Source organism: Corynebacterium sp. HMSC056F09 (assembly GCF_001815785.1).
Taxonomy (GTDB): domain Bacteria; phylum Actinomycetota; class Actinomycetes; order Mycobacteriales; family Mycobacteriaceae; genus Corynebacterium; species Corynebacterium hiratae.
Genome location: NZ_KV821918.1, coordinates 20,216 through 41,226 on the forward strand (window position 1 = coordinate 20,216; position 21,011 = coordinate 41,226).

The window sequence follows — 21,011 nt, forward strand, 5'->3', positions numbered from 1 at the left end:
GTTTAACTTACATAACTTCTGCAACAGAAAGATAGACCTGCGCGCACAATCGCGCGAATTCTTCATTCTTTCCGCTCAACGCGGGCACTGAGCACAAAACCTTCTCCAGCGACTGTGCCGCTGCAGCGCGGCTGCCATGCACTGCAATCCCCTCGACGGAGGCCGTGCTCGCGGCAGCTGCCGCAGCCAAGGCGGCGAAGTCAGTAATCCGTACGCGATATACCCGGCAGAACTCCCGTGCAATTAAGACCAGCTGCTCAACATTCACTGACGCACCCCTCGTGCCCGGCGGATCTCCGCCTCCAATTCCGAGCGCCCGGGCAACAACCTGCGTGCGGTGTCTTGCACGGCGGCATCCGACAAGGTCCGCGCGGCGGCCGCGACGACGGCGCGGACCACCGCCTCGTGCTTGGAAGTACCTTGCGCGGAAGCCAATAAGGTCAGCGCGTGGTCTTGCTCTGGGGTCAGGCGCAGTGTCATAGCCATGGTGGGAATGGTATCACTGTGATACCACTACTGCGCCAGAAACAGCCTCAGAGGTCCTTAAACGGTACGATAGGGCCTTATGAGTGATAACAACGGTGATCTCTTCGATCGCATCCAACCAATTGACATCAATGAGGAGATGGAGTCGAGCTACATCGACTACGCCATGTCCGTCATCGTCGGCCGCGCCCTGCCGGAGGTGCGCGACGGCCTCAAGCCGGTTCACCGCCGCATCCTCTACGCCATGTATGACTCCGGCTACCGCCCAGACCGTGGCTATGTAAAGTCCGCCCGCCCGGTCTCGGACACGATGGGTCAGTTCCACCCGCACGGTGACGTCGCCATCTACGACACCCTCGTGCGCCTTGCACAGCCGTGGAACATGCGCTACCCGCTGGTCGACGGCCAAGGTAACTTCGGCTCCCGCGGTAATGACGGCCCGGCAGCTATGCGTTACACCGAGTGCCGCATGACGCCGCTGGCCATGGAGATGGTCCGCGATATCCGCGAAAACACCGTCGATTTCGCGCCGAACTACGACGGCAAGACGCAGGAACCAACGATTCTGCCCTCCCGCGTTCCGAACCTGCTGATGAACGGCTCCGGCGGTATCGCCGTCGGTATGGCCACCAATATCCCGCCGCACAACCTTAACGAGTTGGCGGATGCCATCTACTGGTTGCTGGATAACCCGAATGCTTCCGAGGAAGAAGCTTTGGCTGCTTGCATGGAGCGCGTCAAGGGCCCGGATTTCCCGACTGCGGGACTCATCGTAGGTGACCAGGGCATCAAGGATGCCTACACCACCGGCCGCGGCTCCATCCGGATGCGCGGCGTGACCTCCATTGAGGAGGTGGGCAACCGCCAGACCATCGTTATCACTGAGCTGCCCTACCAGGTCAACCCGGACAACATGATCTCCAATATCGCGGAGTCTGTGGTCAACGGCAAGATCGCCGGAATCGCCAAGATCGAGGACGAGTCCTCTGACCGCGTGGGTATGCGCATTGTGGTCACCCTCAAGCGAGACGCCGTAGCACGCGTTGTCCTTAATAACCTGTACAAGCACTCCCAGCTGCAGACCTCCTTCGGCGCCAACATGCTTTCCATCGTGGATGGCGTGCCGCGCACCCTGCGCCTGGATCAGATGCTGAGCTACTACGTGGCCCACCAGATCGAGGTAATCGTCCGCCGTACCCAGTTCCGCCTCGATGAAGCCGAAAAGCGCGCCCACATTCTGCGCGGTCTGGTCAAGGCGCTCGACATGCTCGATGAGGTCATCGCGCTCATCCGCCGTTCCCCCACGGTTGATGAGGCACGTGAGGGCCTGAAGGCGCTTCTTGACGTCGACGATGTCCAGGCCGATGCCATCCTTGCCATGCAGCTGCGCCGCCTGGCCGCGCTGGAGCGCCAGAAGATTATCGATGAGTTGGCGGAGATCGAGGAGATCATCGCGGACCTCAAGGACATCCTGGCCCGTGAGGAGCGCCAGCGTCAGATCGTCCACGATGAGCTGGAGGAGATCGTCGAAAAATACGGCGATGAGCGCCGCACCCAAATCGTTGCCGCTTCCGGCGACGTCAGCGATGAGGACCTCATCGCCCGCGAGAACGTCGTGGTCACCATTACCGCTACTGGCTACGCCAAGCGCACCAAGGTCGATGCTTACAAGGCACAGAAGCGCGGCGGCAAGGGCGTGCGCGGCGCGGAGCTGAAGCAGGACGATATTGTCAAGAACTTCTTCGTCTGCTCCACGCACGACTGGATCCTGTTCTTCACCAACTTCGGCCGCGTCTACCGCCTCAAGGCCTACGAACTCCCGGAGGCGGGCCGCACCGCTCGTGGCCAGCACGTGGCTAACCTGCTGGAGTTCCAGCCAGAGGAGAAAATTGCCCAGGTCATTCAGATCCAGTCCTACGAGGACGCCCCATACCTGGTCCTTGCTACCCAGCAGGGCCGCGTAAAGAAGTCCCGACTGACCGATTACGAGTCCGCACGTTCCGCCGGCCTCATCGCTATCAACCTCAACGAGGGCGATGCGCTGATCGGCGCCCAGCTGGTCAACGAGGGCGATGACATCCTGCTGACCTCTGAGCAGGGTCAGGCAATCCGCTTCACCGCGGACGATGACCAGCTGCGCCCGATGGGCCGCGCTACCGCCGGCGTGAAGGGCATGCGCTTCCGCGGCGATGACCAGCTGCTGTCCATGTCCGTGGTCAATGACGGCCAGTTCCTCCTGGTAGCTACCTCCGGCGGTTACGGCAAGCGCACCGCCATTGAGGAGTACACCCCGCAGGGCCGCGGTGGCCTCGGCGTGATGACCTTCAAGTACACACCCAAGCGCGGCAAGCTCATTGCAGCAATCGCCGTCGACGAGGACGACGAGATCTTCGCTATCACCTCTGCAGGTGGTGTTGTCCGCACCGAAGTCAACCAGATTCGCCCGAGCTCCCGCGCCACCATGGGCGTGCGCTTGGTCAACCTGGCCGACGACGTCGAGCTGCTGGCCATCGACCGCAACGTTGAGGACGACGGCGAAGAAGACGCCCAGGCAGTTGCCAAGGGTGAAAAGTCCGTTGAGGACGTCAAGCCCGAGCACCTCAAGCTTGGAGAAGACTCCAAGCAGTCGAAGGATGCGACCAAGGGCGAAGACAAGGACTCCGATAAGGACGAGGAGTAACCCATGATTGGACGAGAGCTTCAACTAGCCCGGATTTCGCCCATGTCGGCGTTCCGCGTTGGCTTGGCCATGTCCCTCGTCGGCCTCGTGGCCTGGATCATCGCCGTGTGCCTGCTGTACATCGGCCTTGACCAGGCGGGCATCTGGGATTCCCTCAACAGCCTTGTTGGCGGTGTCGGCGGCGGATTTGAGGTCTCCTTCGGATTGGTCGTCTCTGCAGCCGCCCTGTTCGGCGCCATCATCGCCGTCCTGATGACGATCCTGGCGCCGCTCATGGCTGTTATATATAACGCCATCGTGGACGTCTTCGGTGGATTCAAGATCCGCCTGCAAGATGAGCCGCATCAATAGCGATACAAAGTGAAGTAAAACCAGCTTCAAATACTGCATATGACCAGGCGATTTGTAATAAATCGCCGGTCCTATGTAGAGTAACTACTCGTTCCGGTCAAGGGCCTATAGCTCAGTCGGTTAGAGCGCATCGCTGATAACGATGAGGTCGCTGGTTCGATTCCAGCTAGGCCCACCACGGAACAATGGGGCATTAGCTCAATTGGTAGAGCATCTGCTTTGCAAGCAGAAGGTCAGGAGTTCGATTCTCCTATGCTCCACAATATAAATAAGGAAAGACGCTCAGCGACGACAACGAAGCTGGGTGTCTTTCCTTTTTCCACTTAAGCCCCACGAAGGCCCACAGGAACCACCCGTTCCAGGTATCAGGGGGAGTGAGGGGTGAAAATTGGGCCGACACCCTAGCAAGTGCAATGACATTCGTGTAATTATTACCCAGATAGGGGTAGTTCATTCACAGCTGTCATAAAGGTTCGAAATAGTTTCAATTTCAACTCCTGTATAGAAGAAGGCCATCTACCAGCAAAAATGCGAGGCATCGCCGCCAGCTGGTTGGAAAAAGTTTAAAAATAAGTTGTGTTTGACTGGAAAGACCCGCCAGACTTCGATAATCTTGCTGCAGCGACAAAAGCTGCACTACTCGTTGAGAATGTGAAGATCATTCATGAAGAACGATTGCTAGCGTCGCCCTACACGACGGTTATCGTAAGATAATTTTCACAGTCCGACCTCAACTCTCATAGGGGAATTACATGTTCAAGAACCGTGTTCGCACCGCTGCTCTCGCAGGTGCTATCGCAGTTGCCACCGGTGTCTCCGGTGTTGCAGTCCCGGCTTTCGCTCAGGACACCAACACTTCCAACATCCAGGGCGGCGGCTTCAACGAGCCGGACGCATCCCTGGGCAAGGACGTTGAAGCTAAGAACGTCACCGAGGCTCAGCTCCGCGACCTCGTAGGTGCAACCCACCACTACATCGTCAACAACAACCAGTTCCACGAGCTCTACGAAGCTGCTGCTGCTGCTAACACCGACGGTCTTGACCGCTCCGAGCAGGCAGACCACAAGGCTTACCAGGCTGCAGCCAACGAGGCTACCAAGCAGCTCGCACAGGCTGAGAAGAACGTTCAGGCTGCTCGCGCTTCCGTAGCTTACGCACTGGAGAACGACAAGGGCGCTGACAAGGCTTGGGCTAACTACGAAGAGAAGGCCTTCGACTACAACAACACCGTTACCAACGCCGCTGGCGGCCAGCGCCACGGCAAGGACGCGTCCAAGCTCGGCCTGTTGGAGAGCGACCTGAACAAGGCTAACCAGTACGTTGAGAACAAGGTCAACGATGAGGACAAGTCTGGCCTCGAGCCGCTTAAGGCTCCGAAGCTGAGCCCGGTCGACCCGGAGAACTTCGAGTCCGTTCAGAAGACCCCGGCGAAGAACATCAAGATCTTCGAAGACACCATCAAGACCTACAAGGATCGCCTCGACTACGCCGGCTGGCGCGGTGCTGACAAGAGCGAGGATAGCTACATCACTCGTGACTACGTTCCGCTCCTTGAGCAGCTGATCGCTGACGCTGAGATGCTGCTGGAGCAGCTCAAGGCTGACGGTGCAGAGCTGGAGGAGGCTCGCAAGGCTGCCCTCGAGGCTTCCCGTGGCGCTCAGGGTGCCGACATCCTGGTTCGCCAGGGCTACCTGGACCAGGCACACGCACAGGTTCGCGTCCTGCGCGCAATGGAGGCTGAGTTCGCCATCGGCGCTCGTGTCCTGGAGCTGCGTGAGTCCGACGAGAACGGCACCGTCGTTGTCAACGGTGAGCAGAAGACCCTCCGCGCGGCTTACGAAGAGCTCATCGCTCACAAGACCGGCATCGTCTCCATCGCTAAGCAGAAGAACATGGATGTTTACGAGGAGCAGATTGCCAACTTCAAGGGCTTCAAGAACTGGGCTTCCGACGAGGCTAACTTCGACGGCAACCGCATCTGGACCCCGAAGATCCCGGGCAACTTCGTGAACCCGGAGCGCCCGTACGGTGACTCCCCGGTTGCTGTCTGGGACGGTGGCACCGACAAGGAGCGCCTCGACTACCTGGCAATGAAGGTTGCTGCACAGCAGCTCTGGTTCGGTCCGAACAACTACAACCTCGAGTACGAAGAGGCTTACCGCCAGGTTCTGAACGCTGACAATGGTGTTCAGAAGGAGATCGCTGACTCCAAGGCTGCTGAGGAGCAGGCTAAGGCTGAGCGCGAGCGCGCTGAGCAGGAGGCCAAGGACCGCCAGCGTATCGCTGACGCCCTCGAGAACCTGGCAGGCGGCAACAAGGGCGGCGACAACGGTTCCGACGACGCTACCAAGCCGGGCAACAACAAGGATGACAAGTCCTCCGGCATCAAGGACAAGCTGTCCAACGATGGCAAGCCGACCCCGCTCGCTATCTTCGGCATCGTCGCTGGTGTCCTGGCCGCAATCGCAGCTGCTTTCCCGGCAATTGCTAAGGCTCTGAACATCAAGCTCCCCTTCTAATTCAAGCTAGCTTGAATCGGCTTCGCCCCTAACGGAGCCAGAGCTTAGGAGGCACTCCACCACTTGGTGGGGTGCCTCTCTTTGTTTTTTAGCCCGACTCCAAAGTGGGTATATGGAGGGCTGCGACCTCAGACGGATCTACGCAAAGAAAATGCCGTAGGGCAAGCTTTTGTCTTAGCTTGCTCCTACGGCATGACCTGATCTTGGGCCGTTACCTCTTGGTCTATCTATTGAGGTACTGGCGTCCAGGTTCGGGGTTAGGGATAAGGGTGTCCAACGATACAGGCTCTAAACCTTTGGCGCGGAGGCCGTCAATAACGCATGGGGCGGCGTCGACAGTCGTGACGTGAATGTCATGCATGAGGATGATGTCGCCTGCTTGGGCGCCGTCAACGGCCGCTGCGCAGATATGGTCGGAGTTGCGGTCCTTCCAATCTAGGGTGTCAATGCTCCACAGGGCTTGTGCTTGTCCGTTGTTTTTGGCTGCGTTAGCGACTGTCTGGTTCGTTGCACCGTAGGGTGGTCGCAGCCAACGGGGGCTTTCGCCTGTTGCTGCCTTGATGGCAGCGGCACCTGATTTGATTTCGGCGTCAACGTCATTCGCGGGAAGCTTGTTCAGTTCGCGGTGTGTATCGGTGTGGTTGCCCACGGTGTGGCCCTCCGCTTCCATTCGCCGGAGGAGCTCGGGATGGGCATAGGCATGAGGAGCTAGGACCATGAAGCTGGCGTGGGCGTTCTTGGCCTTCAAGGTGTCGAGAAGCTGGCCCGTCAATGCATCCGGGCCATCGTCGTAAGTGATGGCTACGCAATTGGAGCAGGTTTTGTCCGCTATTGATTGGGACTTCGCCTTGTCAGTCTGGTTGGGCTTGTCTGTTCGTGGCTTGCCGCTCTGAGTCGCCGCCGGGCGTGAGGACCCGGCGAAAGCTGGATTGTCCTGTAGCTCCTTGGGCAGGGCCTTGTAGGCCTCGTACTCGATGCGGTCTACTTCCTTGCGCATGTCCTGCACGGTTGGAATCGTTGGCTGCGGGATGGGTGGCTGCGGCAGCGGGGGCAGCTCCTGGGCAGTTGCTTGCTGTGGGACCGTGACGGTGGCAGCCAACGTGAGTGCGGCTACGGAGCGGAGGATTATTCGGCGCATGACGACCTTCCACTAAAGTTTCAGAGACGACTCATTGTCCCTCTTTCGCGTGCTGTTTTCCGTGGTGACACGCAACTAAAGAGGTGTGAGTTAACTAAAGTGACGAAAGTTACCGCGCTTGGTGAGGACTACTCTGCCGGTCATGATTTCGTAGATGCGCGCACAAGGAGTACGCTATGTAGCTGCTGGGGCATTAGCTCAATTGGTAGAGCATCTGCTTTGCAAGCAGAAGGTCAGGAGTTCGATTCTCCTATGCTCCACAAGGCGCTCACTGTGTGAGCGCCTTTTAGGTTTTCTGGTCTTTCTGGTCTTGTTGATCAGTTGTCTTCTGATGTGGCCTTGTCGATGTCTTTGGCATCGGCGTTGCTGTCGAAGCGCTTGACTAAGACGATGTGGCCGTCCCTCTCGCTCACTGGCTCGAAACCCAAGTGGAGGTAAAGGCGATGTGCGCGGTCGTTGTCTTTAGCCACTGAGAGTGAGATGCCCGGGGCGCCCATCTCCCGGGAGAGGTCGGTGGCGGCGTCGATCAGCAGGGTACCGACACCCTGGCCCCGGAAGCGGGGCTCCACGGCCAAGGCGAGCTCTGGAATACCTTCCGCCACGTGTCCAAATCCATGGCGCTCAGCCGTACCCCAGTTCAGCCAGACTCCACCGGCGGGGACGTGGCCCTCCCAAGCGATGAAACCTCCGCGGGAAGGCTCCCAACCACCGAGGTAATAGTCGAAACCTTCCTCGAAACCTTCAGGAAGTTCCTTGTGCTCATCGCCGAAAGTATCGGCAAGGAAGTTGATACGGGCCAGATAGGTGCGGTCGGCTTCAGTAAGGGAAAGAAGATGCATGAGCTCCATGGTAGGCGCGGAGAAGACCTATTTCCCATGCTCCCATTGGGCATAGGCCGAGGCATAGCGCCCGCCCAGAGCGATGAGGTCGGCGTGGGTGCCATCCTCGACGATCTGGCCTTGTTCCATGACGATGATGCGGTCGGCCTCGCGGGCTTGGTCCAAGCGGTGGGCAACGACGAGTGAGGTGCGGTCCTTGGTGACGGCCTTGGCGGCGTGTTCGAGTACCTCGGCGTGCTCGGAGCCGGCCTCGGAGGTGGCCTCATCCATGATGAGTACTGGCGGTTGGCGCAGGATCATGCGGGCCAGTGAGAGCTGTTGCTCGGCCTCCGCGCCGATCTCTTCGTTACCGGCGCCGATGAGCGTGTCTAGGCCTTGGGGAAGCCAGCGCGAATTCTCATCAAGGCCCACGGTGTTGAGCGCGCGCCAGAGTTCCTCATCGCTGGCATCGGGCTTGGCCAACAGCAGGTCGCTGCGCAGCGTGCCGGAGAAGAGATGGACTTCCTGAGTAATGAGGGCGACGTGCTCGGTGATCCAGGTATTCGGCACCGTGGCGGTATCGATGCCGTCGAGCCTGATGGTTCCCTTCGTGGGGTACTGCAGGCCCGCCACGAGGGAGGCGAGGGTGGATTTGCCCGCGCCGGAGGTGCCCACGAGGGCGGTGGTGGTGCCGGCGGTGAGGGTCAGGGAGACGTCGTTAAGCACTGGCGCCCCACCGGGGTAAGCGTAGGAGAGGTGCTCGATGGTGATGGTGGGGGCGTCGCTAAGCCGGGGAGTGTCCTTCAGTTTCGCGCTGGTGTGCGCGCTGTCCTCGAGGGTGGCCAGGGCGACGGCGCGGCCGAGGGAGGTCACGGAATGCTGAATCTCACCGGCGAAGAAGAGGATGTTGAAGACGTGGATCTCTAGGCGCATGACCAAGAGCACGGCGGCGGTGGCCTCACCAGGGGTAAGCCAGCCCCAGATCACCATGGGCACGGACATGAGGACCGATCCCAGCAGCAGCACCGCGAAGGCGAGGGCACCCTGGCCAACGATGCGGTTGATGAGCGGAACCTTGTCACCCCAGGCCTGTACCGTGTCCCAGGAGTAGCGCTCCATGCGCGCGTGTGCCCAGTCTTTGAGGGAGAACTGGCGGAGGGTCTCCAGTGCGCGGATGGTGTCCAGCAGCACGTTGTTGCGGTAGGCCTCTACTGACGAGACTTCGTTGGCGATGGCGGGGATATCCCGCATGGTACCGCGGATGAAGGGGTAGAGCAGGCAGCTCACCGCGATGAAGAGCAGGGCGTAGGCGGGGTGGATGAAGATCATCATGAGCGCGGTCAGCGGCAGCATGAAGAGGGTGAGCACCAGGCGGTCACCCATCATGGAGATGGCCATGACCACGGTGTCGATATCCTTGGACAGGCGCGTGATGATGTTGCCGGTACCTAGTTCCATGACGGCCGGCACGGGAGCACCGAGGGTGGAATCCAGCGCTGAGGTGCGCAGATCTACCGAGAGGCGGCGGGTGGTAGAGGTGACCAGGTAGCGGCCCAGGGTGCGGCCGGTGACCTCCACGAGGAAGCCCACCGCGATGACGATGAGTGCGCCGACCATGGCTGTGCGTCCCGTGCCAAGGACGGGGAGCTCCACGCCCTGGATGATGTCGACGACGCGGCCGAGCACCTGGGAGACCAGGTTCATCATGATGACGGTGACGGTAAAAAGGCCGAAGAAGAGGGCGATGCCGAGCCTGCTGGGGGCACTGGGCAGGGACTTCAGAAAACGCAGGCACTCCTGTGGGGAGGCGGGCGCTAAGGCATCCGCGCGATCCTGTTGGCTCATAGCTCCACCACCTCATCGGCGTTGGCGGCCCACGTGGAGGCGGAGGTGATGACCACGGTGGTCTTGTCGGCGCGCAGTTCGCGCACGCGCTTGGCGACGTCCGCCAGGGTCAACGAATCCAACCCCGTCGTGGGGTTGTCCAGGACGAGAACGTCGGGATCGAGTGCGAGTGCGCGGGCCAGGGCGACGCGCTGGCGCTGGCCGCCGGAGAGGTTGAGGCCCGCCTCACCAATGGGTGCGGTGGGAAGCTCGCCGTCCGGGCTCAGCCCGCCGAGGCGGATAACAATGTCCTCGCAGGCGGAGGCGTGCAAGGCGTCGTGGGTTTGGGTTTGGGTTGCCGCGCGCAGCGGATCGACGTTGTCCTGCAGGGTGCCCTCCAGCACGGAGATGCGGTGCGGCGGGCACAAAGCGCCGTTGTCGTTGAGGTAGCGCACCCAGGAATCCACGGTGCTGCGACCCGCGGCGGTCGTGGGCATCCACACGTGCAGGCCAGGGGAGAGCTCGATAGGCGTGCCGGTTGTCTTCTCGGTAGTGGTATCGAGCTGGCCCAGCAGCTCGCCAACACGCTCCACGGAGGCGCGTGCTCTAGCCCAGTTTTCGGTTAGTAGGCCCAGCGATACGCCGAGCGCCGTCAATGCCGGAGGAGCCAGCATGGTAATCGCCATCATGCCGCCGGGGGCAATGTGGCCTTCGAAGGTTTCCCAGGAGGTCCAGGCCAGGATGCCTACCGCGAAGGAGGCGGGGACCATCTGCCGCACCCAGGCCATGAGGGAGGACAGCTTGGCCTCGTGGAGCATGGTGGTTAGGGCTTCGTGAGCGGCGTCGGAAAAGCGCTGGCGGGCAATGTCCTTGGCGCCCAGGCCCTTGATAACGCGGGAACCTTGGGCGAAGTCCGTGGCGAGTGATAACGCGGTGTTTTCCAGCTGGCGGCGGCGCGCAGCAACCTTGGTCAGCGGCTTGGTGGTGGCCCACGAGGCCAGCGCGGTGGCGAGGGCACCAATGAGCAGGGCGGCGGAGACCTGCCAGGAAACCGGGGCGAGGCTGACCACGGCGCCTAAGAGGTAGCCCACCATGACCAGTGGGAAGTTGAGGATCTGCTTGAGTTGGCCGATGTAGTGCGAATCCTCATCCATCGTGTTGAGCAGCCGGCCGGGGCTAATTCCGGCGGTCGAGGCACCCAGCAGCTTATCCAGCAGATTCAGGCGCAGCGTGTGGGTGGTGCGGGCTTGACTCAGATCCGTGAAAGCATCCGCTGTGGCTTCGCAGATATAGGCGACGTAGAGGATGACCGCGGTGGCCGCAAGCGGCAAGGCTACGGTGCGCCAGGAGGGATCGGAAAAGGCATACTGCGTAGTGTGGCCGATGATGACCGAGACCAATGCGCCCAGCGGTGCGTTGATGAGGGTGGCGATGAAGATGCCGATGACGCCGGTGCGTTGGGCCCCGAGCATCCGCCACGTGGCGGCGCCGGGCCGAGAGAAGTCGGTGGTCTCAGTGAGGGATACCTCCCCGGTAGGTGGTTCATCGGGGAGGTACCACGACCACGTCCGCATGCGTGGATAGTGAGTCATAAGGACTCATCTTATAGCGGAATGCGCATACGGTGGTGATTCAGATTACAGCAAAGAAGGATCGCTGTAACGGGTTGCGCGGCTTAAGCCAAGTGGTAGTTGTCCACGTCGTAGCCGTTGAACTCGCGGTCGACGCCGTAGTCATCGACTGAGGTGAACTGCGTGCCGTTTTCGATGGCAAAGCGCAGGTTATCCACGCGGGTGGACGGATCACCGCTGACGGCACCGGCCGGAAAATAGAAGGTGTCCCCACTCTTGAGCTTGACGATGAGTGATTCGAAGCTCATTCCTGATCTCCTTGCCTGCTGCTGATAGGGTAGCGGCGCAAAACTGCGCGCGGGCACCGATCCTTCACGATCGATGCCGATTAACCCTCGATTCAAGCAGGTCGGGCCCGTGCAGGCAAAGGAGTGAGATCAAGGCAACGAAACACGCACCCCCAAGGATGGGGGATTAGTTCTCCTCTTCGGTGTGGAGTCGGTGCTTGCCCTCAGACTCGTGGTCGTCGGTGATGCGGGAGGTGTCGGCATCCTTCTTGTCGGCGTTGCTGACCTCGATTTCGGTCTCGACGGCGTCCTGAATAGCGGTTTCTTCCTCGCGGTGCTTGGCCAGCTGCTCATCCAGGGAGCCCAGCAGCTCCTCGTCGCGCTCGACGACGCCTTCCTCAGCCAGGTCGGACTCCTTCTTGGCATCGTCCTCAGTGGTGGAGGTGTAGACCAAAGTGGAGCCCTGCGGTGCAGACGGGGAGGAGAAATCCTCCACGCGCGGCGGGACGGCGGACTCCTTCTCCTTCTTCTGGGTGAAGAAGTAGTAGATGCCGCCGCCGATGGCCGCAAGGGCGGCAACGAGCGCGGAGATCAGCCAGACCTTCGAGCCCTTCTTCTTGTCCTTACCGCTGATGCGGCGGGCCTTCTTTTCGGCCTTGGAAGCCTTCTTTTTAGCCTGCTTGCGGGCCTTGGAGGCCTTCTTTTCCGCCTGCTTCTGGGTCTTCTCCCACTTCTTGGAGGCCTTGTCCTGGGCCTCCGCGGCAGCCTCGGAGAGCTTTTCGGTGGCTTCTTCGCTGCGTTCCTTCAGCTCCTCCAGGGCGCGCTCGAGGCGGGAGTGCGCGGCCTTGGTTACGGCACCCGCTTCGCGGCGGGCCTCGGAGAACCAGTCGCCATCACGTTCTTCCATGCGGGCGGCGGCGGTCTCTAGGACGGAGTAGGCCTCGCGAGCCTTTTCATCGCGGCGTTCCTTGAGGCGCTCCACCAGGGCGGAGGTGGCGCTGATGGCTGTGGACAGGGCGGCGGGGTTCATGGGCTCAGGTGCTCCTTTAGTCAATACTGAGGTGATTTGTGTTGGACAACTGTTTATGGAGTGATTGTCGGCGCCGAACCGGGGTGTGCCCGCGTTCGCGCTGGATACTCCCTTTCAGCGTAGTGGCGGCGCGCAGGTCCCGCCACCATATGCGCAAGGCCGCGAGCTGTTCAAAGAAAATAGACAGCTTTGTACGGATGGGACGGGTTTTTATTCATTGTGGGTTTGCGTTAACGGCGCAGCTGACTGGGTTCTAAAGGTATTACCAATGCTAAAACGCTTTCGCGAGAAATGGACAGCTTGGTACGTTTTGGGACATCAACACCGACGATAAACAACGATAACCTGCAGAGGAGGTGAGCATGTCCCCGCGACTCTCCGCATCCGCGCCACTAGACCAAATCAGCGAAGATACGCCTAGGGAGCTCAAGCGCACCGCTCTCTCCTTCGAGGTGATCCCGCCGCGCCACGATGCGGACGCTGCCAAGATCGACCGTTTGCTCGCCACGCTCGCCGCGTATAACCCCGATTACATCGCCGTCACCAGCTCCCAGCGTTCCGGGTGGCTGGAGGGAACCGCGGCCTTCATTGAGAAGATCTCGCGCGATACCGCGATGCGTCCCCTGGCCCACCTGGCCTGCACGGCCGGCACGGAGGAAGAGCTCGTTGGCTGGATCGACACGCTGGTCGACGCCGGCGTCCGCGGCCTGCTCGCCCTCCGCGGTGATCTGCCGGAGGGCGGCATGCCCGAAGGTCACCTGCCGCACGCTGATTCCCTGGTCCGGCTCATCCGCCGCTGGGAATCCGACCGCGTGGCGCGCTTGGCGGCCGGCCGCTTGGCGGTGGGCGTGGCCTGCTATCCCAACGGCCACGCCGAGTCCGCGACGCCGGACGAGGACATCGATGTCCTCTTGGCCAAGCAGCGCCTCGGCGCAGACTTCGCCATCACCCAGCTTTTCTTCGACGCGGAGGATTACGTCCGCTTCGCCCAGCGCGCCCGGCTGGCGGGTGTGCGCATTCCGCTCATCCCCGGGATCATGCCGATGACCAGCCGTGCTCGGGTGGAGCGAATGTGCCAGCTGTCCGGGTTGGACGGGCCGACCAAGGTCCTTGACCAGCTCGCGGCAGCGACCTCCCCCGAGGAAGAGAAAGAAATCGGCATGCAGATTACGGCCTCGTTGGCGAAGTCGGTGATGAACGCCGGCGCCGACGGGCTGCACATCTACACGCACAACAATCCAGACATTACGACTGACCTGCTACATCGAATTGGAGCCATCCCATGACCGCATCCTTCCCCAAGGCCACGATTGAGGGCTACCCACGAGTCGGTGCCCACCGCGAGCTCAAGCGCGCGCTGGAGTCCTACTGGTCCGGCAAAATCGACGCCGAGACCTTCGAATCCGCCGCGCACTCCCTGCGCCTCGATACTTACGCTCGCCTCAAGGAGCTGGGTCTCACTGAGGATTACGCCATCCCGGCCGACGTCGCCTACTACGATCACGTCCTCGAAACCGCACTGACCGTGGGCGCTGCCCAGGGCGAGAGCCTCGATGATGAGTTCACCCTGGCCCGCGGTAACAAGGACACCGCGCCGCTGGAGATGACCAAGTGGTTCGACACCAACTACCACTACATCGTTCCTGAGATCACCGATGACCAGGCTTTTAGCGCCCGCCCGCAGCGCGTGCTGAAGATCGTCGAGGAGGCCCGCGCCGCCGGTCACACCGTGCGCCCAGTCCTCGTCGGCCCGGTGACCCTGCTGGCGCTGTCCAAGCAGGCCGAGGGTGCCACCAAGCAGCCCCTGGACCACCTCGATCAGGCAGTCGAGTCCTACCTCACCGTCTTGGCTGAGCTTCACGACGCCGGCGTCGAATGGATTCAGCTCGCCGAGCCCGCCCTGGTCGCCGACCTCGCCGCCGCTGACGACTCCACCCTCGCCGCCGCACTCAAGAGTGCCTACGGCCGCATCCTGAGCGCGGAGAAGCGCCCGCAGGTTTACCTGACCACGCCCTATGGTTCCCTCAACGCTGGCCTCGATGTCATCGCTGAGCTGCAGCCGGAAGCGGTCCAGGTGGATCTGTCCGTCGGGACCCTGGCCCTAGACAACTCCTACCTCGAGCGCGTGGCCAAGCTGGCCGAGGCCACCCACCTTTCCGCCGGTCTGGTCGACGGCCGCAACGTCTGGGCCGCCAACCTGCGCGACCTGCGCGAGAAGCTCGAGAGCCTCGGCGAAGGCGTCACCGTGACCACCTCCGTGTCCCTCCAGCACGTGCCGCACACCGTGGAGGCGGAGACCTCCCTGCCGGTGGACGTCGCCACCTGGTTCGCCTTCGCTGACGAGAAGATCCGCGAGGTTGTAGCACTCGCCGCCGGCCCGCTGGACACCCCGGAGGCCTATGCACAGGCCGACCGCGCCGTGCGCACCCGCGCCGAGTCCTCCCGCACCCACGACCAGGCAGTGCAGGATCGCACCGCGCAGCTGCCGGAGGGCCAGGTTCAGCGCCAGCCGGAGTTCGCCGAGCGCAACAAGGCACAGGAGGCCCTCGGTCTGCCGCAGCTGCCGACCACCACCATCGGCTCCTTCCCGCAGACTGCTGAGATTCGCGCCGCCCGCGCCGCACACCGCAAGGGCGAGCTCTCCGATGCCGACTACACCGAGGCACTGCGCAACGAGGTCAAGTCTGTCATCGAGCTGCAGGAGCGTCTAGGCCTGGACGTCCTCGTCCACGGCGAGCCGGAGCGCAACGACATGGTGCAGTACTTCGCCGAGCTTCTCGACGGCTTCGTCGTCACCGAGAACGGCTGGGTCCAGTCCTACGGCTCCCGTTGCACCCGTCCGCCAATCGTCGTCGGCGACATCTCCCGCCCGAAGGCCATGACCACCGAGTGGGCGAAGTTCGCGCAGTCCCTGTCCGAGAAGCACGTCAAGGGCATGCTCACCGGCCCGGTGACCATCCTGGCCTGGTCCTTCGTGCGCGATGATGTCCACCAGTCCGTCTCCGCCGACCAGCTCGGCGTGGCGCTGGCCGACGAAGTCCGCGACCTCGAGGAAGCCGGCATCGACATCATCCAGATCGATGAGCCCGCCCTGCGTGAGCTGCTGCCGCTGCGCGAGCAGGACCGCAAGGCCTACCTCGACTGGGCGGTGCGTTCCTTCCGCCTCGTAGCGCTCGAGGCGAAGCCTGCAACCCAGATCCACACGCACCTCTGCTACTCGGAGTTTGGCCAGATCATCGATGCCGTCGCCGGCTTGGACGCCGACGTCACCTCCATCGAGGCGGCCCGCTCCCGCATGGAGCTGCTCGAGGACATCGATGAGAAGTTCCACTCCGAGATCGGCCCGGGCATCTATGACATCCACTCCCCGCGCATCCCGTCCGTGGCGGAGATGGCTGAGCTCATCCGCGCAGCGCTCAAGAACGTGCCGGTCGAGCGCCTGTGGGTCAACCCGGACTGCGGCCTGAAGACCCGTGGCTACGAGGAGACCGAGGCCTCCCTGCGCAACATGGTCCTCGCCCGTGACGAGGTCCGCTCCAGCCTGTAGGGGTTTAAATCTCTGGATTTAAACCGTCCATCGCCGTCAGCTCACTGAGCGCGGCGATGTCTCCGTTTCCGGACCTATCGAAGTGCAGCGCTTTGAGACCCGCGGCCCGGGCGCCCTCGACATCATTGGCCACCGAATCACCCACCATGAGAGTGGCGCCCGGTTCCACCTTTAAGCGCCGACAAGCCTCAAGGTAGGCCTCTCGGTGCGGCTTCGGATGACCCATCTCCACAGTGGGGAATAACTCCACTCCTGGTAGGTCGAGCCCGCCTGCCCGCAGTTTGCCCATTTGCATGTCTCGCGCCCCATTCGTGAGCACACCGACCTTGAGCCCTAAATCCAGGACATACTCGAGTGCTTCCCGCGCGCCCTCCACCGCGCACCAATGCTTCTCGTAGGCGGCTAGGTACTTGGCATATTCCGCCAGCGCCTCCTGCTCCGTCATCTCCGGGCGGCCCAGGAACTCGCGGCAGCGCTCTACGCGCTGGCCCTGATGAGACACCTCGCCGCGCTCGTAGGCGGCGAACCACTTCTTTTCAATTTCCGCGAAGCGCTCGTGATGCCCGCCTGGCAACCACTCCTCAACGGCTGCGTGCATCGCGGCGGTGTGGTCCATGAGGGTGTCATCGAGATCGAAGAGAATGGCGCGGATCATGCTTGTAACCCTACGCAGATCGCTGACAGCGTCGCGGCGGAACAACGCAATGGTGGAAATTTCCATACAATGGCTGGCATGACTCAGAAGACCGCAACTGCAACGATGCACACCAACTACGGTGATATCGTTATCGACCTGTTCGGTAACCACGCACCGGTAACCGTTGAGAACTTCATCGGCCTAGCCAAGGGCGAGAAGGACTACACCACCCAGAACGCCAAGGGCGAGCAGTCCGGCCCGTTCTACGATGGCGCTATTTTCCACCGCGTCATCGACCAGTTCATGATCCAGGGCGGTGACCCGACCGGCACCGGCCGTGGTGGCCCCGGCTACCAGTTCCAAGATGAGTTCCACCCGGAGCTGCAGTTTGACCGCCCGTTCCTGCTGGCCATGGCGAATGCCGGCCCGGGCACCAACGGCTCCCAGTTCTTCATCACCGTGGCGCCGACCCCGCACCTGAACAACCACCACACCATCTTCGGTGAGGTCACCGACCCGGCTTCCCAGGAGGTCGTGTCCAAGATTGCTAAGGTCTCCACCGACCGCATGGACCGTCCGGCTGAGGACGTCGTCATCGAGTCCATCGAGATCGCCTAAGCGTTCTTAGCTTTTCATCTGAGCCCGCTGCCACGTGATGTGGTGGCGGGCTCGTTGTTTTAGGAGTCTGCGTGAAGAACTATCTGAAATCAGCACCGGCCACTCTGGTGCTCATGGTGCTGTGCATTGGGGCATGGTTGGTCACGGCCATCCAGGCCAAGACCCTCTCTACGCCCTACTATCGCAGCTTGCTGGCCCAAGATTGGACGCTGTGGGGCCCTGAAGTGTCCGAGCACCCCACAACTGTCATTACCGCAGGCTTTATGCATCTCGATGCCGGGCACCTTTTGGTCAACATGGTGATGCTGTTCTTTGTGGGCAGGGAAGTAGAGCGCGCTCTGGGCAGCGCGCTGTATGTAGCGGCCTATCTCATCTCCATTGTGGGCTCTTCCGCCGCAGTGCTGTGGATGGATTTCGGCACACCCACGGTGGGCGCCTCCGGCGCCCTGTTTGCGCTCATGGGACTACTCATTGGTGTGTACCGCAGCCGCGGTCTGGATCTGCGAGCGCCCATCGTCCTCGTGGTGGCCAACGTTATCTACAGCTTCGTGGCGGAGAACGTCTCCGTGTGGGGGCACTTGGGTGGTTTGTTCACAGGACTGCTGTTGGCACCATTTCTCTTTCGTCAGCGCGCGTGGCTGCGTTGGCTAGGGATATGGCTTATCGGGGCGATAGCTGTTGTTGCAGCGGCGCTGGGAGCTGGGCTTTGGGGATAACTTGGGCGTGTTATCCACCAAAACCTTTGTGCGAAAGAATTCCACATCAGTTATCCACATTGTGGATAACTACATTTTTGTAATTTACCGAACGTGTGGGCCAAGATAACCGCAGATCAGCAGCGTATTAGGTTGTGTTCGAAGTTTTTGTGCGGGCTGTGGGAAGCGTGAAAACACTTATCCACAGGGTGTGGAGAAAGGCTGTGGAATTCGTTGTCCACAGAGTTATCCCCACCCTGTGGATAACTTTGTACCCAAGGTGTTAACAGTGCTCTGGTTGCGGGGTGTTTGGCATGACTTAGGTCAATTTAGTGCGGAAAAATCCCGTCCCACCGCCGACAACCACCAGGTAGCAGTGCCAAGAGTGGCGTTGCTCACCCGCTCATGACCAAAATCGGGTCACAATGACCGTTTCCGTAGAGCACTGCACGTATCTTCGCGAAACGGATTACCTTCTTCGATCCCCTCGCAACGCGCAACATCTGCGTGCCTCCATCGACATGCTGGAGGCATCCGACAAATGGCGTCTGATAAAAGGCATCCGTCAAAAGGCGTTTTCACGGCTGAAAACGCCTTTTACGCCTTGCAGATGGCGTTTTTAGACCCAAAGATGCCTTTTGTCAGATGCCTTTTCCAGGGATGCCCTGACTTGGGTCAATTTAGTGCGGAAAAATCCCGCCCTGCCGCCGAAAACCACCAGGTAGCAGTGCCAAGAGTGGCGTAGCTCACCCACCCATGTCCTAGGTCGGTTCTGTCGCTAGAGCGAAGTCGGGCTCAGGAGCCAGCGCCACCCAGAATCTTGGTCACCAGGTTCAGGCGCGTGCTGGCGCCGAAGATGGTGATGAGGCGCGAGACGTGCTTCTTCACGGCCGATTCCGAATAGTGGGTGGCGGCGGCGATCTCTGAATTGGAGTTGCCGGCGAGGAGGAGTTTGAGGACGGCTATTTCGGCGTCGTGAAGCTCGTGGCTCTCAATGGCGGCGGCGACGGGATCGCGTGGGGTGGCGGGCTCACCGATGTAGTCGACCAAACGGTGCATGGCGGCGGGCGCCACGACGGTGCCACCTTCCACAGCGGCGCGAACCGCCTCAATGATGGAGCGCGGGCGTTGGTTCTTCAAGATATAACCCGCGCCGCCCGCCCGCAGGATCTTCAGCATCGTGTCATCCGAGTCGAAGGCGGTCACCGCCAAAAACGTCGGGGGATTCGGTCCAGAATTAAGGTGCTTGAGCAGCGTAATGCCGTCCATGTGTGGCATGTGAATATCGGCGAGGACGAGGTCCGGATTGACTTCTTCAATCTGCGCTAAGCAATCCGCACCATTGGTTGCCTCACCGACCACCGTGATGTCTTCGGTGGTCTGGAAATAGACGCGGAGCGTCGAGCGAACGAGCTCATCATCATCAACGAGGAAAACCCGAATGCTCATGGAGAAACAGTTTAGCCGCACCACCAGCGCTGGGGGCTGGTGGAGCAACGGAAGTGGTCGGCGAATTCGCTCGCGTACGACCTGTAGAAGGTGAATCCGGTGGACTCAGTGCTCTCAGTTGCGGTGGTTGCAGCGGTAGCTTCAACAGGAGTCTCAGCAGCGCTGGCAATTGGTGCCGAGAACAGCGCGAGTGCTGCGGCGGCAACGGCGAGGGAAGTACGCATGTCGAACCTTTTAAAATCTAAGAAATAGCGGACTATCGGGCAATCTTACTATATTTTCCTTAGGCAGGCGGCCGGAAGAGAAAGGCGTGTGACCCAGAGATTGCCTTCTTTGCCGCTGCCGAAGCTGCCGTGCATCCTGCGAACACGGCGGGCGATTTCCCCCAAGCCCAGATTCGTCGTCATGTACTGGCGTGATTGTTGCGCCGCAATCTCGGAAGTGATCACGAGGTCGATGGATTTGGAGCTGCCGGTGGCCTCGATGCTCACACGGGATTCAGGGCGAGCGTACTTGAGGATGTTAATGGCGAGTTCAGAGAACACGAGGGAGAGCTTTTCCGGTAGCGCGAGCTCACCGTTCTTGCCTACATTGATCTGTGCTTCGCAGTGGAAGCCGTGGCTGCTCAGGAAGCTAACCATGGTGTCGAGGTCTTCTTCCAAGGACTTAACTCCCTGAGTCACGCTCTCATTCTTCATCACGCGCAATAGATCACGGACCTCGCCCATGGCCCGGCGGGCGTCGTTAGCAATCGCTTCCGCGGAGTCAGCCGCGGAAGGGTCCGTTTGGGTCAGCGCCAAGGTTTCGGAGCGCATGACCACGGAGGTTAGCGTCGCAGCCACCGAATCATGAAGGGCGGTCATCAGCGCCTCGCGTTGCTCGGCGGCGCGCTGTTCGGCGGCAAGACGCTGGTCCCGGTTTTTGCGCAGCGCGGCCCCAATGACGATGGCTACCGCATACAAGATGAGAGGCAGCGACAGGTTCAAGGGATCGAAATCCGGAAGATAGTTGTTCGCAGGATCCGTCGTGACGAGGTAGGTGTACGCCACCGCTGGAAGGACCGCCCACAGCCAGCGCGTGCGAAACGCCACGATGCCCACGATGACGGGGCTCCACGCCAAGAGCAGGAAAGACCGCCACTCCGAGAGCCACACCGTCAGCGCAAAAAGCGCACCGTATCCGCAGGCCGCCACAAGAGGGTAGCGGAGGGCCAGCGGCGTCAGCGTGACACCGAGGCCGGCGAGTACGAGTGCGCCAGGGGTGAGGAAGCTTTTGTCCACCGTGACGGTGAGCATCACCAGAATGATGCAGCCGACACCGGCGATGCTATAGAACCTCGAGGAGTTCATTGGCGGCGATGA

At 61.1% G+C, this 21,011-nt stretch carries 20 protein-coding genes and 3 tRNA genes; 11 read left to right on the forward strand and 12 right to left on the reverse strand.

Features of this window, described 5'->3' with window-relative positions; genetic code table 11:
• Nucleotides 1–7 precede the first annotated feature (7 nt).
• The gene (locus HMPREF3056_RS05205; protein WP_070517656.1) at nucleotides 8–268 is read right to left on the reverse strand and encodes a cell filamentation protein Fic; all 261 of its coding nucleotides are present in this window, start codon (nucleotides 266–268) and stop codon (nucleotides 8–10) included.
• On the reverse strand, nucleotides 265–486 hold the full coding sequence (locus HMPREF3056_RS05210) for a CopG family transcriptional regulator (RefSeq protein WP_070754293.1): 222 nt from the start codon (nucleotides 484–486) through the stop codon (nucleotides 265–267). Before HMPREF3056_RS05210 ends, HMPREF3056_RS05205 begins: the two co-directional genes overlap by 4 nt.
• Before the next feature lie 79 nt (nucleotides 487–565).
• On the opposite strand from HMPREF3056_RS05210, the gene gyrA reads away from it, so the two are divergent.
• The 5 genes from gyrA to HMPREF3056_RS05235 all read left to right on the forward strand — a co-directional run bounded on the left by gyrA (nucleotide 566) and on the right by HMPREF3056_RS05235 (nucleotide 6,036).
• Nucleotides 566–3,166: a DNA gyrase subunit A gene (gene gyrA, locus HMPREF3056_RS05215; RefSeq protein ID WP_070754294.1), complete on the forward strand. Its 2,601-nt coding sequence runs from the start codon at nucleotides 566–568 to the stop codon at nucleotides 3,164–3,166.
• Between the two features lie 3 nt (nucleotides 3,167–3,169).
• Complete coding sequence (locus HMPREF3056_RS05220; RefSeq protein ID WP_046648692.1) at nucleotides 3,170–3,517, forward strand: DUF3566 domain-containing protein; 348 nt, start codon at nucleotides 3,170–3,172, stop codon at nucleotides 3,515–3,517.
• 101 nt (nucleotides 3,518–3,618) lie between these two features.
• A tRNA-Ile gene (locus HMPREF3056_RS05225) sits at nucleotides 3,619–3,695 on the forward strand.
• Nucleotides 3,696–3,704: 9 nt separating this feature from the next.
• Nucleotides 3,705–3,777 (forward strand) — tRNA-Ala (locus tag HMPREF3056_RS05230).
• A 492-nt stretch (nucleotides 3,778–4,269) separates the two neighbouring features.
• Nucleotides 4,270–6,036, forward strand: coding sequence for a hypothetical protein (locus tag HMPREF3056_RS05235; protein WP_070754295.1), 1,767 nt, complete (start codon nucleotides 4,270–4,272; stop codon nucleotides 6,034–6,036).
• Between the two features lie 223 nt (nucleotides 6,037–6,259).
• Here HMPREF3056_RS05235 and HMPREF3056_RS05240 read toward each other — a convergent pair whose 3' ends face one another.
• Nucleotides 6,260–7,174, reverse strand: coding sequence for a polysaccharide deacetylase family protein (locus HMPREF3056_RS05240; protein ID WP_070547236.1), 915 nt, complete (start codon nucleotides 7,172–7,174; stop codon nucleotides 6,260–6,262).
• Between the two features lie 187 nt (nucleotides 7,175–7,361).
• Between HMPREF3056_RS05240 and HMPREF3056_RS05245 the strand changes: the two genes are divergently transcribed.
• Nucleotides 7,362–7,434, forward strand: a tRNA-Ala gene (locus HMPREF3056_RS05245).
• Nucleotides 7,435–7,491: 57 nt separating this feature from the next.
• Here HMPREF3056_RS05245 and HMPREF3056_RS05250 read toward each other — a convergent pair.
• The 5 genes from HMPREF3056_RS05250 to HMPREF3056_RS05270 all read right to left on the reverse strand — a co-directional run bounded on the left by HMPREF3056_RS05250 (nucleotide 7,492) and on the right by HMPREF3056_RS05270 (nucleotide 12,704).
• On the reverse strand, nucleotides 7,492–8,022 hold the full coding sequence (locus tag HMPREF3056_RS05250) for a GNAT family N-acetyltransferase (protein WP_070754296.1): 531 nt from the start codon (nucleotides 8,020–8,022) through the stop codon (nucleotides 7,492–7,494).
• Between the two features lie 18 nt (nucleotides 8,023–8,040).
• On the reverse strand, nucleotides 8,041–9,837 hold the full coding sequence (locus HMPREF3056_RS05255) for an ABC transporter ATP-binding protein (RefSeq protein WP_070754297.1): 1,797 nt from the start codon (nucleotides 9,835–9,837) through the stop codon (nucleotides 8,041–8,043).
• The gene (locus HMPREF3056_RS05260) at nucleotides 9,834–11,408 is read right to left on the reverse strand and encodes an ABC transporter transmembrane domain-containing protein (protein WP_070754298.1); all 1,575 of its coding nucleotides are present in this window, start codon (nucleotides 11,406–11,408) and stop codon (nucleotides 9,834–9,836) included. Before HMPREF3056_RS05260 ends, HMPREF3056_RS05255 begins: the two co-directional genes overlap by 4 nt.
• 83 nt (nucleotides 11,409–11,491) lie before the next feature.
• Nucleotides 11,492–11,695, reverse strand: coding sequence for a hypothetical protein (locus HMPREF3056_RS05265; RefSeq protein ID WP_049156598.1), 204 nt, complete (start codon nucleotides 11,693–11,695; stop codon nucleotides 11,492–11,494).
• 166 nt (nucleotides 11,696–11,861) lie between these two features.
• Nucleotides 11,862–12,704: a hypothetical protein gene (locus tag HMPREF3056_RS05270; protein WP_070754299.1), complete on the reverse strand. Its 843-nt coding sequence runs from the start codon at nucleotides 12,702–12,704 to the stop codon at nucleotides 11,862–11,864.
• Nucleotides 12,705–13,066: 362 nt separating this feature from the next.
• Here HMPREF3056_RS05270 and HMPREF3056_RS05275 point away from each other — a divergent pair, with 362 nt between their 5' ends.
• Nucleotides 13,067–13,990 carry a methylenetetrahydrofolate reductase gene (locus HMPREF3056_RS05275; protein ID WP_070754300.1) on the forward strand — a complete coding sequence of 308 codons (924 nt, stop codon included), beginning with the start codon at nucleotides 13,067–13,069 and terminating at the stop codon, nucleotides 13,988–13,990.
• Nucleotides 13,987–16,251, forward strand: coding sequence for a 5-methyltetrahydropteroyltriglutamate--homocysteine S-methyltransferase (gene metE / locus HMPREF3056_RS05280; RefSeq protein WP_070754301.1), 2,265 nt, complete (start codon nucleotides 13,987–13,989; stop codon nucleotides 16,249–16,251). Before HMPREF3056_RS05275 ends, metE begins: the two co-directional genes overlap by 4 nt.
• Before the next feature lie 4 nt (nucleotides 16,252–16,255).
• Here the strand turns inward: metE and HMPREF3056_RS05285 are convergent, their stop codons facing one another.
• Nucleotides 16,256–16,906, reverse strand: a complete 651-nt coding sequence (locus HMPREF3056_RS05285; RefSeq protein ID WP_070754302.1) for an HAD family hydrolase — start codon at nucleotides 16,904–16,906, stop codon at nucleotides 16,256–16,258.
• 69 nt (nucleotides 16,907–16,975) lie between these two features.
• On the opposite strand from HMPREF3056_RS05285, the gene HMPREF3056_RS05290 reads away from it, so the two are divergent.
• The 3 genes from HMPREF3056_RS05290 (at nucleotide 16,976) to HMPREF3056_RS13610 (ending at nucleotide 18,824) form a co-directional block, all read left to right on the forward strand.
• Entirely contained in the window at nucleotides 16,976–17,506 is a 531-nt protein-coding gene (locus HMPREF3056_RS05290) for a peptidylprolyl isomerase (protein ID WP_046648667.1), read from the forward strand.
• Between the two features lie 71 nt (nucleotides 17,507–17,577).
• Nucleotides 17,578–18,222, forward strand: coding sequence for a rhomboid family intramembrane serine protease (locus tag HMPREF3056_RS05295; protein ID WP_049156609.1), 645 nt, complete (start codon nucleotides 17,578–17,580; stop codon nucleotides 18,220–18,222).
• Between the two features lie 404 nt (nucleotides 18,223–18,626).
• Nucleotides 18,627–18,824 (forward strand): hypothetical protein, encoded by a 198-nt coding sequence (locus HMPREF3056_RS13610; protein WP_141759844.1) that lies wholly within the window; start codon nucleotides 18,627–18,629, stop codon nucleotides 18,822–18,824.
• Nucleotides 18,825–18,996: 172 nt separating this feature from the next.
• On the opposite strand, the gene HMPREF3056_RS05300 is transcribed toward HMPREF3056_RS13610, so the two are convergent.
• Genes HMPREF3056_RS05300 through HMPREF3056_RS05310 form a run of 3 tightly spaced genes read right to left on the reverse strand, consistent with a single transcriptional unit; the run spans nucleotide 18,997 to nucleotide 20,999 of the window.
• Entirely contained in the window at nucleotides 18,997–19,650 is a 654-nt protein-coding gene (locus HMPREF3056_RS05300; RefSeq protein ID WP_049156612.1) for a response regulator, read from the reverse strand.
• Between the two features lie 11 nt (nucleotides 19,651–19,661).
• Nucleotides 19,662–19,874, reverse strand: coding sequence for a hypothetical protein (locus HMPREF3056_RS05305; RefSeq protein ID WP_070517665.1), 213 nt, complete (start codon nucleotides 19,872–19,874; stop codon nucleotides 19,662–19,664).
• 48 nt (nucleotides 19,875–19,922) lie between these two features.
• Complete coding sequence (locus tag HMPREF3056_RS05310) at nucleotides 19,923–20,999, reverse strand: sensor histidine kinase (protein ID WP_070512845.1); 1,077 nt, start codon at nucleotides 20,997–20,999, stop codon at nucleotides 19,923–19,925.
• Nucleotides 21,000–21,011: the final 12 nt, after the last annotated feature.

What these genes read in the sequence shown, in the direction of transcription:
- HMPREF3056_RS05220 (WP_046648692.1), top strand. Translation starts at nt 3,170, where the DNA reads ATGATTGGACGAGAGCTTCAACTAGCCCGGATTTCGCCCATGTCGGCG.
- HMPREF3056_RS05265 (WP_049156598.1), bottom strand. Translation starts at nt 11,695, where the DNA reads ATGAGCTTCGAATCACTCATCGTCAAGCTCAAGAGTGGGGACACCTTC.
- HMPREF3056_RS13610 (WP_141759844.1), top strand. Translation starts at nt 18,627, where the DNA reads ATGACCGTTTCCGTAGAGCACTGCACGTATCTTCGCGAAACGGATTAC.
- HMPREF3056_RS05210 (WP_070754293.1), bottom strand. Translation starts at nt 486, where the DNA reads ATGGCTATGACACTGCGCCTGACCCCAGAGCAAGACCACGCGCTGACC.
- HMPREF3056_RS05300 (WP_049156612.1), bottom strand. Translation starts at nt 19,650, where the DNA reads ATGAGCATTCGGGTTTTCCTCGTTGATGATGATGAGCTCGTTCGCTCG.
- HMPREF3056_RS05270 (WP_070754299.1), bottom strand. Translation starts at nt 12,704, where the DNA reads ATGAACCCCGCCGCCCTGTCCACAGCCATCAGCGCCACCTCCGCCCTG.
- HMPREF3056_RS05260 (WP_070754298.1), bottom strand. Translation starts at nt 11,408, where the DNA reads ATGACTCACTATCCACGCATGCGGACGTGGTCGTGGTACCTCCCCGAT.
- HMPREF3056_RS05290 (WP_046648667.1), top strand. Translation starts at nt 16,976, where the DNA reads ATGGCTGGCATGACTCAGAAGACCGCAACTGCAACGATGCACACCAAC.
- HMPREF3056_RS05305 (WP_070517665.1), bottom strand. Translation starts at nt 19,874, where the DNA reads ATGCGTACTTCCCTCGCCGTTGCCGCCGCAGCACTCGCGCTGTTCTCG.
- HMPREF3056_RS05275 (WP_070754300.1), top strand. Translation starts at nt 13,067, where the DNA reads ATGTCCCCGCGACTCTCCGCATCCGCGCCACTAGACCAAATCAGCGAA.
- HMPREF3056_RS05255 (WP_070754297.1), bottom strand. Translation starts at nt 9,837, where the DNA reads ATGAGCCAACAGGATCGCGCGGATGCCTTAGCGCCCGCCTCCCCACAG.
- HMPREF3056_RS05285 (WP_070754302.1), bottom strand. Translation starts at nt 16,906, where the DNA reads ATGATCCGCGCCATTCTCTTCGATCTCGATGACACCCTCATGGACCAC.
- HMPREF3056_RS05240 (WP_070547236.1), bottom strand. Translation starts at nt 7,174, where the DNA reads ATGCGCCGAATAATCCTCCGCTCCGTAGCCGCACTCACGTTGGCTGCC.
- metE (WP_070754301.1), top strand. Translation starts at nt 13,987, where the DNA reads ATGACCGCATCCTTCCCCAAGGCCACGATTGAGGGCTACCCACGAGTC.
- HMPREF3056_RS05310 (WP_070512845.1), bottom strand. Translation starts at nt 20,999, where the DNA reads ATGAACTCCTCGAGGTTCTATAGCATCGCCGGTGTCGGCTGCATCATT.
- HMPREF3056_RS05235 (WP_070754295.1), top strand. Translation starts at nt 4,270, where the DNA reads ATGTTCAAGAACCGTGTTCGCACCGCTGCTCTCGCAGGTGCTATCGCA.
- gyrA (WP_070754294.1), top strand. Translation starts at nt 566, where the DNA reads ATGAGTGATAACAACGGTGATCTCTTCGATCGCATCCAACCAATTGAC.
- HMPREF3056_RS05250 (WP_070754296.1), bottom strand. Translation starts at nt 8,022, where the DNA reads ATGGAGCTCATGCATCTTCTTTCCCTTACTGAAGCCGACCGCACCTAT.